This window comes from Gardnerella greenwoodii 00703Dmash, from assembly GCF_000263635.1.
GTDB classification, from domain to species: Bacteria; Actinomycetota; Actinomycetes; order Actinomycetales; family Bifidobacteriaceae; genus Bifidobacterium; species Bifidobacterium greenwoodii.
Genome location: NZ_ADEV01000004.1, coordinates 297006 through 311437, shown reverse-complemented (window position 1 = coordinate 311437; position 14432 = coordinate 297006). Strand labels below are relative to the sequence as shown.

The 14432-nt window shown below is 42.6% G+C and carries 12 protein-coding genes and 4 tRNA genes; 1 reads left to right on the top strand and 15 read right to left on the bottom strand.

Annotation, left to right across the window (positions count from 1 at the left end):
* Window positions 1-149: 149 nt before the first annotated feature.
* From NG78_RS04050 to NG78_RS04060, 3 genes are all read right to left on the bottom strand, one after another.
* Window positions 150-3050: a hypothetical protein gene (locus NG78_RS04050; RefSeq protein ID WP_004134267.1), complete on the bottom strand. Its 2901-nt coding sequence runs from the start codon at window positions 3048-3050 to the stop codon at window positions 150-152.
* A gap of 343 nt (window positions 3051-3393) precedes the next feature.
* A tRNA-Ser gene (locus tag NG78_RS04055) sits at window positions 3394-3480 on the bottom strand.
* Window positions 3481-3578: 98 nt separating this feature from the next.
* Window positions 3579-4511 carry an EamA family transporter gene (locus NG78_RS04060; RefSeq protein ID WP_032837670.1) on the bottom strand — a complete coding sequence of 311 codons (933 nt, stop codon included), beginning with the start codon at window positions 4509-4511 and terminating at the stop codon, window positions 3579-3581.
* 97 nt (window positions 4512-4608) lie between these two features.
* Here NG78_RS04060 and dinB point away from each other — a divergent pair, with 97 nt between their 5' ends.
* A complete protein-coding gene (gene dinB / locus NG78_RS04065; protein WP_032837668.1) occupies window positions 4609-5919 on the top strand; it encodes a DNA polymerase IV in 1311 nt (436 codons plus the stop codon).
* 35 nt (window positions 5920-5954) lie between these two features.
* Here dinB and fdxA read toward each other — a convergent pair whose 3' ends face one another.
* The 12 genes from fdxA to NG78_RS04125 all read right to left on the bottom strand — a co-directional run bounded on the left by fdxA (window position 5955) and on the right by NG78_RS04125 (window position 14357).
* Window positions 5955-6287: a ferredoxin gene (fdxA, locus tag NG78_RS04070; RefSeq protein WP_004134259.1), complete on the bottom strand. Its 333-nt coding sequence runs from the start codon at window positions 6285-6287 to the stop codon at window positions 5955-5957.
* Between the two features lie 167 nt (window positions 6288-6454).
* On the bottom strand, window positions 6455-8083 hold the full coding sequence (locus NG78_RS04075) for an APC family permease (protein WP_004134258.1): 1629 nt from the start codon (window positions 8081-8083) through the stop codon (window positions 6455-6457).
* A 279-nt stretch (window positions 8084-8362) separates the two neighbouring features.
* The gene (locus tag NG78_RS04080) at window positions 8363-9643 is read right to left on the bottom strand and encodes an FAD-binding protein (protein ID WP_004134256.1); all 1281 of its coding nucleotides are present in this window, start codon (window positions 9641-9643) and stop codon (window positions 8363-8365) included.
* 124 nt (window positions 9644-9767) lie between these two features.
* Window positions 9768-9938, bottom strand: a complete 171-nt coding sequence (rpmG, locus tag NG78_RS04085; RefSeq protein ID WP_004105548.1) for a 50S ribosomal protein L33 — start codon at window positions 9936-9938, stop codon at window positions 9768-9770.
* A gap of 53 nt (window positions 9939-9991) precedes the next feature.
* A tRNA-Met gene (locus NG78_RS04090) sits at window positions 9992-10065 on the bottom strand.
* A gap of 4 nt (window positions 10066-10069) precedes the next feature.
* A tRNA-Thr gene (locus NG78_RS04095) sits at window positions 10070-10141 on the bottom strand.
* Between the two features lies 1 nt (window position 10142).
* Window positions 10143-10224: transfer RNA gene (locus NG78_RS04100), tRNA-Tyr, on the bottom strand.
* A gap of 110 nt (window positions 10225-10334) precedes the next feature.
* Window positions 10335-11432: a histidinol-phosphate transaminase gene (gene hisC, locus NG78_RS04105; RefSeq protein ID WP_004134254.1), complete on the bottom strand. Its 1098-nt coding sequence runs from the start codon at window positions 11430-11432 to the stop codon at window positions 10335-10337.
* A 134-nt stretch (window positions 11433-11566) separates the two neighbouring features.
* The gene (groES, locus tag NG78_RS04110; RefSeq protein WP_004127748.1) at window positions 11567-11860 is read right to left on the bottom strand and encodes a co-chaperone GroES; all 294 of its coding nucleotides are present in this window, start codon (window positions 11858-11860) and stop codon (window positions 11567-11569) included.
* A 175-nt stretch (window positions 11861-12035) separates the two neighbouring features.
* Window positions 12036-12935, bottom strand: a complete 900-nt coding sequence (locus NG78_RS04115) for a hypothetical protein (protein WP_004134252.1) — start codon at window positions 12933-12935, stop codon at window positions 12036-12038.
* 316 nt (window positions 12936-13251) lie between these two features.
* Window positions 13252-13983 carry a hypothetical protein gene (locus tag NG78_RS04120; RefSeq protein WP_080577888.1) on the bottom strand — a complete coding sequence of 244 codons (732 nt, stop codon included), beginning with the start codon at window positions 13981-13983 and terminating at the stop codon, window positions 13252-13254.
* Window positions 13984-14180: 197 nt separating this feature from the next.
* Window positions 14181-14357: an FmdB family zinc ribbon protein gene (locus NG78_RS04125; RefSeq protein WP_029600038.1), complete on the bottom strand. Its 177-nt coding sequence runs from the start codon at window positions 14355-14357 to the stop codon at window positions 14181-14183.
* Window positions 14358-14432 lie beyond the last annotated feature (75 nt).

Here is a 14432-nt window from a genome sequence, read left to right as displayed (position 1 = left end):
TCATACTCAACATAGTACAAGTTGACATACTACTCATATTATGCGCAAATTGTAAAGCAATTACAACAAAAAATTGACGCGCTAATCATATTTTTTGAAAAATTCATAAGATTAACGCGCCAAATTCCGCATATTCCTAGTAATAAGCACTACACCAATCTACGTTTCAATTGACGAGCACAACCGTGACGCGCGTTGTCGAATTTGCGTCCGTGTCTAGGAATTACAGCAACAAATCGTCCTAGGAACATTCCGCTAGCGAATGTTAGCGTTGTTAGCGCAAGAAGCATTACAGTCGCATCAGACACGCCAGTAACAGCCAGTGAAGATGGGTTCGTATTTGTTATTTCATCACTATCATCTTTATCTAATCTGTTATCCGACAATTCATCCAAATTGTTTGGAGTAGACTGTGTATTGCTTTTGCCACTCTTAGCGTTATTCCCATTATTGCCATCCGCAAAACCAAAATTCTTTAAATCAATTGGATAATTTGAATTTGCATCGGACTTACCATCTGCACCGCCTTTACCACTTTTGTCGTTTTCGCCATTTACACCTTGATTCTCAAAATCAGCTTGATCATCCTGATTCTGATCTCCATAAGAGCGCGCAGAATTATCCATTACCTGCACAGTTTCACCCTCTACACCCAAAACATGAGTAGCTAAAGGATGACCTTGAGCATCGAAAACTTCCGCCTTCCAATAAACAATTCCGTCGTGATTCAAAGTAATATCCGCAGATTTAACGGTAATTGGAGATTTCTTGCTATCTTCAGATTGCTTATCCGTAATATTTACGCGCGATTCAGGCATAATCTCATCGCTTTGTGCAGATGTTACAGAGTTGGCAGATGGTGAAGCATGAGGCGCATCAGTTGCTTTTGCCTTTGCTTTTGCCTTTGACTTTCCTTTTCCTTCTGCATCAGACTTTAGCGAAGAAGACTTGGCTTTATCGTTAGCATTATCGTCACCATACGCATATGCGCTAAATACTACGTAGCTTCCCTTTGGAACGTCACCGGTAATACGAGCATTGTCATGGAACTTTTCTCCAACCTGCACTTTATCGTCACTAACTCTAGTTGTTACAGATACAGGATGAATCAAAGCAGTTGGTTCCACATACGTGCGGCTCCACAAATTGTCGTACGCCGATTTATAAGCTACAGCGCGCGAAGATCCAGGAAAATCGTACACAAACACATACCAGCCTGAAGCACTATTCTTATCGGCACGAATATGCACGTTATTTTCCAAAACTTTCGGCTCAGTAGTAGACCTATCAGTTCCAGCAATAGGTCTAAGCGTAATATTTCCGTTGCCAATCTTGTAGACGCCATTAACTGCAGGAACATCCCACTTAGCAATCAAATGATGATGACTATCTTCTTTTGGCTCTTGCGCGGACGGCTCGCCTTTAGATCCAGGCATATAGTTTTCGTTATCTTTTTTAGTAGGATTTTCTGTGCCAGCACCAGCCCACCAAACGCGAATATGCGCTTTTTTATCTTCGTTAAAGCCGTAACTGTTATTCCCCTTAAAAGATCCATAAGTTTCAGGAAGACCTCTTACAGTAATTTCATTAACAATTTCCGTATTAAGCCCAACAGTTTGCTGCTTAGCAACAATGTCTGAACTTACAGTTGCTTGATGAACAGCCGTAGTGTCAGTAGAACCAAATAGCTGCACAACATCATCTTTCAAAAACTCTCGGTCAGATTTATTCTGAGCATCGCGAGAAATAATCCAAACCCATGTGCCAAACGATCCTGCTTCTAAATCATTTACTTTATAAGCTTCTGCTTTATCAAGATCAGAGGCTGTAATATCGCCATTAGCACGTTTTGCTACTGCAGTTATAGTTTCGCCAGAATTAGAGAAATTAGCTTTTGCCGCAGCAACTTGACGCAAATTAGGCATAGAACGCATGCGATTCAAGTACTCTTTAGCAGATTCACCACTATTTCGCTGTTGAATATGCAAAATATCTTCAGCAGAACCTACAAAATAGTAGCCTTGCGCGCGAAGACGAACATTTTCTGGCCAAGAATCATTTCCTGCAACACCGCTAGTTACAGTACTATCTACCTGCTCTCCCGCACGCAGCTCATGCTTTGATATTTTCGACTTAAGCAACGGCTGGAAAGTTTTTTCTACACTAAACTGAAAATCTTGTGGATACCATGTATTTTCAAAAGATCTAATCACATCTTGACCATTTGGAGAGAATAAACGTTCAGCTTTTGGAGCGTTAAAAGAAACCTCAACTCGAGCATTTCCAGCATCAAGCGCGTTCCAAGTAATATCTAAACCTTCTTTTTTAGATTTTCCTTCAAAAGATTCAGACCCGTTAGCAAATTTAATGAGATTATTTGAGGCTTTTACTTTAATAGGAACTCCACCTAAAGAATCTCCATTAGAATTTTGCAGACTAATATGCATTACACCAACGCGTTTGCCCTTAGTGTAATCATTTTTTATCACAGCATTAACCGGAGTTTCTTTAACACCCTGCTGCCACAACTCATCTGCCTTATTTTTCAAAGTTTCTGTTTCAACGTCTACAAATCCGTTTTCAACAGCCTCCTTCCATCTATCTTGATTAATATCAAAATGATTATGAATCATAAACGCCAAAGCAGCCTGAGTTAAATCATCGCCATGGTTGACGTGCGTTTTAATAATATTTGCAGCAATACGATAATCTTTATCATTCATCTGCTTAATATCGCCTTGGTAATCTACAAACACGGAAGATTCCATGCAAAAAATAGAATTCTCTCTGCCTCCCCACTTATCCCTAACAGGACCGAGCCTTAGCCTTGCAAGCCTTTCACTTAGCCATTCAACAGTATTCGACTTTTTGTAATAATAACCCGTTAATTTATCGACAGATCCCATAGCAATTTGCGAACAAAGCACCGAAGGAACTAGTACTGCGGAAGTAAACAATGCCAACATTTTGCGAATATTTTTTTGTTTCATGAGGTTTCGCAATTTATTTGCACAACTAAAACTAGTATGCTTCCCCAAATATGTTTCCATAAAAATCTCCTTTAACCCAACCCTTAGCAAATAGCGAATTATGAGAATAATTTTCTATTTGCATTGAGCGCTAGAGTAAGCGCTCATGACATCAACTATGACTTTAGAAAAGATTTGCGTAAATATTTTTTTAGTATTGTGGTTAAAAGGTCAGATTTGAATAAAAGTTATGCACAAATCCACAATTTTGCCTAAATCTCTTGCCTAAATTGCTTGCCTAAATTTCTTGCCTAAATTTTTGCCGCTTACCCGCCTCTTACCCGCAGCTTACCCAATTTTTTCTCGTGGAGATTTTTAAAAAACAAAAAACTCCGAACCGCAAAAAGCAGTCCGGAGTAATCCGCGGAGTCAGAGAGATTCGAACTCTCGAGCCGCTTACGCGACTAACACCTTAGCAGGGTGCCCCTATCGGCCACTCAGGCATGACTCCAATTATTTGTTGCGTACAATTAGCAACAGATTGACACTATAGCACCTCTTACGGACTGTAAACAAGCCCGACGACACACTTAAAAATCAATCAAAGCACTAAACAGGATTATGGTCGCCAGAGAACGTAACTACCACAGCACACATAACCAAAGCTATACCAGCAACATCGCTTAGAGTTGGAATCTCGCCAAATCCCATTCCAATAACCACAGCAATTGCAGGATACAGTGCTTGCATAACAGAATATTTTGCAGAGCTAACGCGCTTAAGTAAAACCTGATCCAGCAAAGTCGGGAAGAACGAAGCACAAACTGCAATCACAAGCATCAACGCAAGCAAAGCAACGGATCCTCCAGGCCTGGAAGCCCACGTAGCTTCTGCTTTAGGCCAAATAACATTCTTAACTGCAGGAACAGCAAGAACTGTAGATTGCAAAAGCCAGCCAATAAGAGCAGCAACGCTTACGCGGTCAATAGCATGCGAAGCTTTTGCAATTTTTCGTCCGGAAACAATATACAATCCCCACATTAAGCCGCCAACAAGAATAGCGCATAAACCGATTAGAAAATGCGGACTTACTGCACTATGTATGGAAGCGCTTGCGAGTAAAGCAATTCCGCAAACAGCAATTACCATACCCACTCTTTCACGCCATTCATGACCAGTAATAACAGCAACAAGCAACGGGCCAATAAATTCTATAGTTACAGCCACACCCACCGGCATGCAGCTAATTGCCACATAAAACATGGTATTCATAGCAACTAAAGAAATTCCAACCGCAATAACAATAGCCCATTCACGCAAAGTTTTTGGCAACAAGCTACGTTTTGCGCGCGAAAATGGTCTTCGCCAAGCCAGTAGCATCAAAGTCATAAAACCAACGCGATACCACACAGCATAAAGTGGGTCTAACTGACTAAACGCAACTTTTGCAACAGACGTAGCCGTATACACCATTGCAGCTTCAATAACTATGATTAACAACACTGGCATGCGGTGTAATACATTTACGACAAATTGCTTCATAGCAACAACCCTACATGAATATATAGGCGACATTCGCTTTTTTGCAAAAAACATTACTCTTTTCTATAAAATCGAACGTTTGTTCTATTATAAATTTATGAGTACAGCACCGAGAGTTCAGGCAGCAAAACGAGATTGGGGTCACGATACCTCCGGCTGTAACATACTTCATGTTGATATGGATGCGTTTTATGCTTCTTTAGAAGTTGCAAGACACCCGGATCTTAAAGGAAAGCCTCTTATTATTGGCACAGGAAATCGTGCTGTTGTTTCTGCAGCAAGCTACGAAGCTCGCGCTTATGGCGTTAATTCCGCAATTCCTGTTGTTAAGGCTAGAACTCTTTGCCCGCAGGGAGTTTTCTTGCCAGTTGACATACCCTACTATTCAAGCGTTTCTAAAAGTATTTTTGAAGAAATTTTTTTGCGTGTGACTAATCAAGTCGAAAAAGTTTCTGTTGACGAATGCTACATGAACGTTAAATCGGCTTTATTACAGTGGAAGTCGCCTGTAAATATTGGAGCTTGGATACGAAAAGAAGTATTTGAAAAATATCATATTACGTGCTCTGTTGGCATTGCCAGCAATAAACTTATTGCAAAAATGGCTTCAACTAACGCAAAACCTAATGGAATGCTTCTTATTCCGCAAAAATGTAATGAAGATTTTGTGTCAATAATGCCTTTGCGCGCAATACCAGGAATCGGTCCTTCTTTAATACATAAGCTTGAAGACTGGGGATTATCTACTGTTACATCACTTAAAAATGTTGATGAAAAAACTCTTGCTCGCATAACAGGCTCGCAAAGCATGGCAAGAATGATATATCAGTCTGTTAGGGGCATTGACGAGCGAACTGTAATACCTAGAGCGCCAGAAAAATCTATTGGCACCGAGCGAACTTTAGATTCAGACACAACTAGTGAGCAAACTGTTCAACAATTACTGCAACAATGCTGCAGCGAAGTAACTCAGCATTTGCGAAATCGTAAGCTTATGGCGCGAACTATAACGCTAAAACTACGATTTAGCGACTTGCATTATGTTACTAGATCTTCTACTTTGCAAAATGCCACTGATTCAACGCACGAGTTTTACAAGCACGCTATTGACTTGCTTTCTAAAGCTAATCCAACTGTTCATAATTACATTCTTGGCGGCAACAACACGAAGCTTTTAAGTCCGGTTCGCTTAGCTGGTATTACAGCTAATAATCTTGTGCCAGCAAATAAAGTTTCTCTGCAGCCTTCATTAAACGATATTCTGGAAGAAAATACGCGCGAATCTAAAAATCCTGCACAAAACAGCATTTCTGCAATGAATAAAAATACTAGATTGCGTCACGCGGAGCACGCTTTGGATGCTGTTCGCAAAAAATACGGCGACGATGCAGCTCACATTGGATTGTAAACTCGCGCCACATTAAACAATAATTTGGCAAATAGCTAATTACCTGCTTTATCCGCACGCGAAGGCAGTGCCGCAACGCGCTCTTCATCCCATCCGGAAGCTCCAGCATCTGTAGCTCCGCCTAAATCGCCAAGCTTGTCGAAATAATCAACTGCAGCATCTCGATACCATTCCCAGCCTTCTGGCAAATCATCCTCGTAAAAAATAGCCTCTACTGGGCAAGCTGGCTCGCAAGCTCCGCAATCAACACACTCGTTCGGGTTAATATAAAGCGTGCGATCGCCCTCATAAATACAGTCCACAGGACATTCGTCTACACATGCTTTATCTTTTACATCTACGCAAGGCTCTGCAATTACATATGGCATAATGCCCTCCTTTCTGTTTTTATGCAACTTTTCTATTATAGAACATTTTTGAAAAGTCTATAACAAAAAGTCGGCATGCGAATCTAACCGTATGCCGACTTCTTGCTACTTAAATAATCTATTAATTTTTGATTATTTTACTAAGATGCAGACTGTTAAGTTGCAAACTATTCAGATGCGGACTGAGGTGCAGCAGCTACCTCAGCTTCAGCTTCTGCGCGAGCCTGCTCTTCAGTTTCTCCTTCAGCTACCTTTTCTGCAGCTGCAGCATCTTGAGCAAACAAGGTTTCAACCGGCACGCCGAGCTTCTTGGCTTTACGCAACTGCCTTCCAAGCAGAGAGTTGCGGTAAGAGTAGCCGAAGTACACAGCAAAACCGATTGCCAGCCACACTGCAAAACGAATCCAAGTCAATACAGACAAGTTAAGCATGAGCCAGAATGTGGAAAGAGCTGCGAACAGCGGAAGCCACGGATTGCCCGGAACGCTGAACGAACGGTGCAAATCAGGCCTACGCATACGCATAATCGGAACGCCTGCAGAAACAAGCAGGAATGCAGAAAGCGTACCAATATTAACCATGTCGGAAAGAATGCCAATATCGAGAGTGGAAGCAACAACTGCCACAACAATACCGGAAACAATCTGAAGCCTTGCAGGAATACCACGCTTACTTACCTTGGAGAAGCTACGTGGAAGCAAGCCATCGCGGCTAACAGCGAAGATAATTCGCGTAAGACCAAGCAAAAGCACCATAACAACGGTTGTTAAGCCAATAACAATACCGAGGGAAATAATCTTTGCAGCCCAAGTTGCACCCACGAGTTCGAAGCTTGTGGAAAGCGAAGGAGATGGCTGATTTGCCAAATCCTTGTAGGAAACCATACCGGTTGTTACGACTGCAACGAGGATGTAAAGGGTGGTCACAATTAACAAACCAAGGCCAATGCCTCGTGGAATGTTCTTATGTGGATCCTTAGTTTCTTCTGCCGTGGTTGCCACAACGTCAAAACCGATGAATGCGAAGAACACGAGTGCTGCACCGGAAAGAATGCCAGGAACGCCATAAACGGCTGGCTGCATGCCGGTTACCCACTGCCACAAAGGCTGGCTCATAACACCAGAAACTTCTATTCCTTTTACGTTGGCAACGTCAGTTGCAGGTGGAACGAATGGCGTAAAGTTTGAAGCCTTAATGTAGAAGAAGCCCACAACTACCACGAACAGAACAATACCAATCTTCAAAATCGTTAAAGCGCCGTCGAAACGTGCAGAAAGCTTAGTTCCAAGAACAAGCATAGTTGTAAAGAATGCAACGATTATAATTGGAGCTACGTCAATAGAGAAACCACCTAGCTTAAAGCTGGTGGTCATATTCAAGCCGAAAAGCTTCATTAAATCGTTAAGATACACACCCCAATACTTTGCAATTACTGAGCCTGCCATCAGCATTTCCAGGATCATATCCCAGCCAATAATCCAAGCAACAAGCTCGCCTACCGTAGTATATGTGAATGTATAAGCAGATCCAGCAACTGGGATCATAGAAGCAAATTCTGCGTAGCACATTGCAGCAGAACCGCACACAACACCTGCAATAATAAAGCTAATAATTACAGCAGGACCAGCGTGAAATGCTGCAGCCTGAGCACCGACAGAGAAAATACCGGCGCCAACGGCAACGGCAACACCCATAACTGCCAGATCCCACGCATTTAATGTACGTTTAAGATGGCGATCACCATCCATCGTCTCTGCGATAGTCTGTTCAACAGACTTTTTTCTCCATATTTGCATAATAAACGCACTTTCGTCGATGTATAGGTATAAAGGTATTAGACGCAATTAGCAACGCATCAACGAATTGCGCGAAACTGTTGCGACTTAATCTATATAAAATTCTGCCAAATCACAATAAATGGTATTAAACAAAACTTTTATACGGATAATGTAGGTAAATATTACACAAAACATTGCTTATACGGTAGTTTTACAGTGTGTTCCTTTATTATTTACGAAATTTTACGAAATAACTTTATATATTTCTGTGTAAGCACCTGTATAAGTGTAAAATTTTTAGTTTACAGAAAGACCTATAAGCACAGGTTCTGGTACAAGCGTCACGCCAAACTTATTACGCACACCTTCAATAACAGTTTTAGCTAAAGAAAGCACGTCGCTAGAAGAAGCATTATTGCGATTCGTCAACGCTAAAGTATGCAAAGAAGAAAGCCCTGCTGCAGAGACTTCTCCGTTTTCACTAAGCCTAAATCCTTTATGAAAACCGGCATGATCAATAAGCCAAGCTGCAGAAGTTTTTACACCTTTAGAGCCGTCCGGAAGAAGCGCATCAAAACGAGGAGCATCCTCAGGCAATAAATCAGCCTCAGCTTTTGTCATTACTGGATTCATAAAGAAACTTCCACAGCTATGTCGGTCGCTATAAGGATCATCCCCTTGCAAAAATTCGCCAGTAACATAATCCTCATTTTGCAATTTCAAAGCAAAATCAACGCCTTGAGCGCTTTTTGTGCCGCACATCCACTGATTTTTGTATCTCAAAGCATCTTCAAGCATGCCTTTAGAAGCTCTAACACGCAAAACCTCACGACGAATTGCCGAAGTTTTCATACGCTCGCCTACTTCAACTTTCAAAGCGCGAGCCAATTGCGAATGAGCAACAACGCCTGTATCACTATGCTTCAAACAAAAAGTAACAGAAAGCACAACGTAACGAGGAGTAGGAAAATACGAATCGCCTGGAACTCCTGCAGAAGCGTACATGCTTTGTTTAAGAGCAGAAGTACGATACCCAAAATGCAACTGATCTTTTGACAATTCAAGCGTTACTTTATTTTTACGATCCCAAACTTCTACAGAAGTAACGCTTTGAGAAACTTCCTGGCCATACGCGCCAATATTTTGAACCACACAAGCGCCAACAGTGCCAGGTATTCCAGAAAGACCTTCCACGCCCTCTAAACCGAGCTCAATAGCGTGAGTTACAAAATCATCCCAATTGCAGCCCGCCTCTGCATTCACATGTACAATATTCGCTCCAGTTTTGGCATCAACGCCATCTTCTGCTGGTGCTGCTTCATCGAGAACGTTAATAGTGCGACGAGCATCGCGCACAACCACACCATTAAAGTTAAGATCTGAAACCAGCATATTAGATCCGCCGCCGATTACACACAGCGGAAGATTAGCCTCATCTGCATCTTCAACAGCTTCAATAACAGCAACGCGCGTTTTTGGCTCTACGAAGCGAGTAATTTTGCCACCAACACCAATTGTTGTAAGATCTGCGAAAGTTGGATTTGCGGTAGACGTAGTAGATGATGCTTGCATAGTCATAGTTTTAATCTTAACAACACTAAATAACAAAAACCCCGCAAAAAGCGGGGTAATAAGTATAAAATCTGCGTAATCTAAATAGGTCTAAAAAAGACGCTATATTAACGCAGCAAGCTGAATATTTTCAGCGAGTCTCGCGATGAAGCGTGTGCTTGCCGCAGCGTGGGCAGAACTTGTTCAACTCAAGACGATCAGGCGTGTTACGACGATTCTTCGTCGTGATGTAGTTACGCTCCTTGCACTCCGTGCATGCCATTGTGATGCCCGGACGGATGTCGGCGCTCTTGCTTGCCATTTCGTTCACCTCTACAATTCATTGTTGGCCAGCCAGTCTCCTACTGGCCGTTGTAGCGAGGAAGAGACTCGAACTCTTGACCTTACGATTATGAGTCGTACGCTCTAGCCAGCTGAGCTACCCCGCCAGAGAGCCTCGAGTGAGAATCGGACTCACGACCTCTTCCTTACCAAGGAAGTGCTCTACCACTGAGCTATCGAGGCGTGGCGGGTAGTGGATTCGAACCACTGAAGCACGAAGCGGCTGATTTACAGTCAGCTCCCTTTGACCACTTGGGAAACCCGCCAGCAGTCTCCGTAAGAAGTGAACTTCAAACGGCAACTTTGTTATTTTGCCACGAGTGCGAGACTAATGCAAGTCTAAGACACGCCGAAAACAAAATTTTATGCTAAAAAGCTAGTTATTTAGCGAAAAACCATCTTTTTTTAAATCTTCGCAAACGGTTAGAACGCGATCATTCGCCTCGCGCTCACCAATGCTAATACGAATACCTTCGCCAGCAAAAGCACGAACAGATAAACCGACTGCCACAAAGCGCTCAGTTACACGCTCAGTATCCGCACCAAACGGCATCCAGAAGAAGTTTGCATAAGCATCCTCAATATTCCAGCCTTGATTGCGCAAAGCCAAAATAATGCGCTCACGCTCAGAAACAAGAGCTGCAACGCGCTCATTCATCTCCTTAACTGCTAAATCTTCCAAAGATGCCAAAGCTGCAACCTGTGCTATTTGAGAAACTCCAAACGGAACAGCAACCTTTCGCATGCCCTCTACAACCTCTGCAGGAGCAATACCGTAACCAATACGCAAACCAGCTAAGCCATACGCCTTCGAGAAGGTTTGTGCCACAACCACATTTGGATACTCGCGATACAACTTCATGCCATCTGCCGTGCCTTTTGCAGTATTGAACTGCACATAAGCTTCGTCAATAAGCACAAGAACGTCGCTTGGAACAGCGTCCAAAACTTTGCGCGCGTCAGCTTCACTAAGAGATGCAGAAGTTGGGTTATTAGGATTGTTCAAAATAACTAAGCGCGTACGCTCGTTAATTGCGTTAATAATTCCATCTACGTCGTGAGAACCATCGGCACGATTTGGAACTTGCACGCTTTTAGCTCCAGCGCCAGTCACAATAATCGGATACGCTTCAAAGCTTCGCCAAGGGTACACAACTTCATCACCAGGGCCTGCAACAAAGTCAACAAGCTGCGTAATAACTTCAGTAGAACCGCAACCAAGCACTACTTCGTCTGGTGTCACTCCAAAGCGCTTAGCGAGCTCTTCAACAACTTGCGTGCCGCGCATATTTGGGTAACGGTTGATTACATTAAGTGCGCGAGTTGAAATAGCTTCTTTTACGCTTTCCAAAGGCTCATAAGGGTTCTCATTGCTGGAAATCTTATACGCACGAATGCCGTCCAATTTAGGAGCTGGCTTCCCCTGCTTGTAGCTAGGAATCGTATCTACAATGTTACGGTGTTTGTATGTCATACTTCTCCATAATACTCCACGCACGACTTAACTGTGCAATAGCGCATCACATTACGTGCAGCAATAAAAAAAACGCTGGGAATGACATTTGCGTCATTTCCAGCGTAAGTTTTATTGTTTCAACCGGCTAAAGACTAGCCAAGAATAGCAAGCACGTCGCGAGAAGACACGATTAAGTAATCCTCGCCATCGTAATGCACTTCAGTGCCACCGTACTTGGAGTACAAAACCTTGTCTCCAACCTTAACGTCCATAGGAATACGCTCGCCCTTATCGTCACGACGACCAGGACCAACCGCAAGAACTTCGCCCTGCTGTGGCTTTTCCTTTGCATTATCTGGAATATACAAGCCAGAAGCAGTCTGAGTTTCTGCCTGAGCCTGCTTTACAATAATCTTATCTTCCAACGGTGTGAGCTTAATCGACACTGTCGCCACCTCTTTCTTAAGAGAGATACTAACTTTGTACGCAAGCGTTTTACATACGAGGCTGACGATCACGTTTGCAATCGCACTTACGTTCTGTGTTTCATAGTACCGCGAAATTAGCACTCTAACAACTCGAGTGCTAATCTTTTAAGAAAATTTTTAGAAAATTCTTAAATTAGGCATTGCGACGAGCTAAAACTTCGCGCAGATTTGCAACTCCCAGTGAGTCTGCAGAACTTTCCGGAGCCTCTACTTGACTTTTCTGCTCTTCTGCGTGGAATTGCAAAGAAGTTGACTTTAGCGAATTTTTAGCATTCTTAGATTTAGAAGTCTTAGCGCTTTTAGCAGCTTTAGATTTAGCAGGCTTAACCACAGGTATTGCTTTAGCAACCTGCTTAGTTGACTTGATTTCCAAGCTTTCCGGAGATTTTGCCACAACAGAAGAATTGCTTAAATCAGACTTTGTGTCGCTTCCAAGAGAGAATGAAATCAAATCTTGATTATTTTCGATAGCGGCAATATCTTCAGCAGCGTTTTCAGCAGCGTTTTCAGCATTTTCAGTTGCTTCACTTCTTGCAAGAAGAGCCGCATTACGCTCCTCTTGAGCACGCATTAACGCAACTTTAATTTCGCCCTTTTCCATAACGGAAGTTGCGGTATCGTCTCGAGAAGAATGTTGCTCAGACGATTCTGAAGGTTCACTCTTCAAAGATTGTTCCTTAAAGGATTGTTTCTTCAAAGATTCACTATTCAAAGACTTGTTGCGCAAAGAATCATTCGCCAAATCTACAGATTCCAAAGAGCCAGAGCGTATCTTAGCTACGCGCGCTTCCCATTCGCGAGCATGCTTAGCGGCACGAGAACCGAAATAAAGCACTGCAACCAGCATAGCTCCTGGAATAAGCACGAAAGCTGGCGAAAACACTCCAGAGCACCCAACTATAAACACAAGAACTGTTAAAACAGCAAGAGCGCCAACCAATACGCAACGGCGACGAATAGCGGCTCGTCTTGCAGCACGAATACGCGCAATACGTTCAGGAGTTAATGTTCGTTTTCGTTGAGTCGGTTGCATACAAGCCCCTTTTGCCAACATACCTGTGCCGTCACAAATGCGTGCAGCACTCCACTCACCTACAAGATGTAGTGTTGGTGAAAACCTATCCTCGCGATGCTCAAGCATGGTCTTCATGCCATTAACCGTGCGTTTAGGCAACCACCCGAACCATAAGGCTACGAGGATGATTAACACAATTAGTGCGCTAACCGATTCATAACCCATATCTATTAATATAAAGACGTCTAAGGATGTGTAGCAATATAAACACGTCGGCGTGTCGCCAAAATGTGGGAATATGCAATCTTTCTTCACACAACATGCTGTGTTATAGCTAACGGTTATTAACGTGCTTCATAGCAACAATCGCAAGTGAAGGGTTCACAGACTGAGCTTGCAACAAGCGTAAAGCGTCTGCAGCAGGCATAGCAAGAGTCGTAGTATTCTGCTGATCTTGAGAAGATTGTTGACTTTTAGCTATTCGCATTACAATAACGTGATTAACAACATCTACATATCTTCTATCGATCTGCGTAATATCAGTTTCTTCAGTTTCTTCAGATTCTTCGTCGCTACTTTTACTACTTTCGCTATTTTTACTACTTTTACTTGCAGAGCTGCCGGCTTCCTGAGCATTCTCACCATTTTTTGTAGAATCGTCCGACTTTTCACCCTCTTCTTGAACAGGCTTACTAAAAGCAAGATCTACCTCTTCTCCGGGTATTATCGTGTGATCTGCGCTAGATAAATGCACAGCAATCGAAGTAAAACCTTCAGGAATATCCGGCACATGACTTACAGCATTTTGCAAAATTGGCATACCAGTTTTGATTTCGCAAGTTGCAATAAGCGGATTGCGCGAGTTTATTCGCCCAGCAAGCGCATAACGAAACACAGAATGCTGCGGAACTCGAATGTAATTAACATCCGTTTCGCTGATCTTAGATCCTTGATGAATATTACGAGCAGCTACTGGTATTACTTGCGTAGCTTGGGAATCAATAATTGTAGACACCACTAGCAAAGACATGATTGCCGCACATAAAATAACAATAATTTTCCGCACAAAATCATGTTGGCGTCTTTTAACCAATGCGCTAGAACGGTCGGAGCGCTGAAATCCCGAGAATAAAGAAAAACGTGTACTCATAACATGCATTTTTACGTAAGCAAAAGAGTCACGCAATAAAAATTGCGCGTTGTGGATAAAACCTATCAACGCGCAAATAAAGCGTAAGCAAAACGCAAATAAAGTGCTTTTATTTACTTATCAGTTCTGTAAAAGCCTTTGCCTTTAAAATTGATTGGAGGAGCAGAATACACTTTGCGCACAGTGTTTTTGCCGCACTGAGGGCAAATAGTAATAGGTTCATCCGAAAATGATTGATGTTCAGAAAAATCGTATCCGCATTCTTTACAACGGTAATGATAAGTAGGCAAAAGTTCCTCCGAAGTTTCACAAATGTAAGACAAAAACTTACTGTTCCTTCAAATATCCTATTATACGCCGTGACA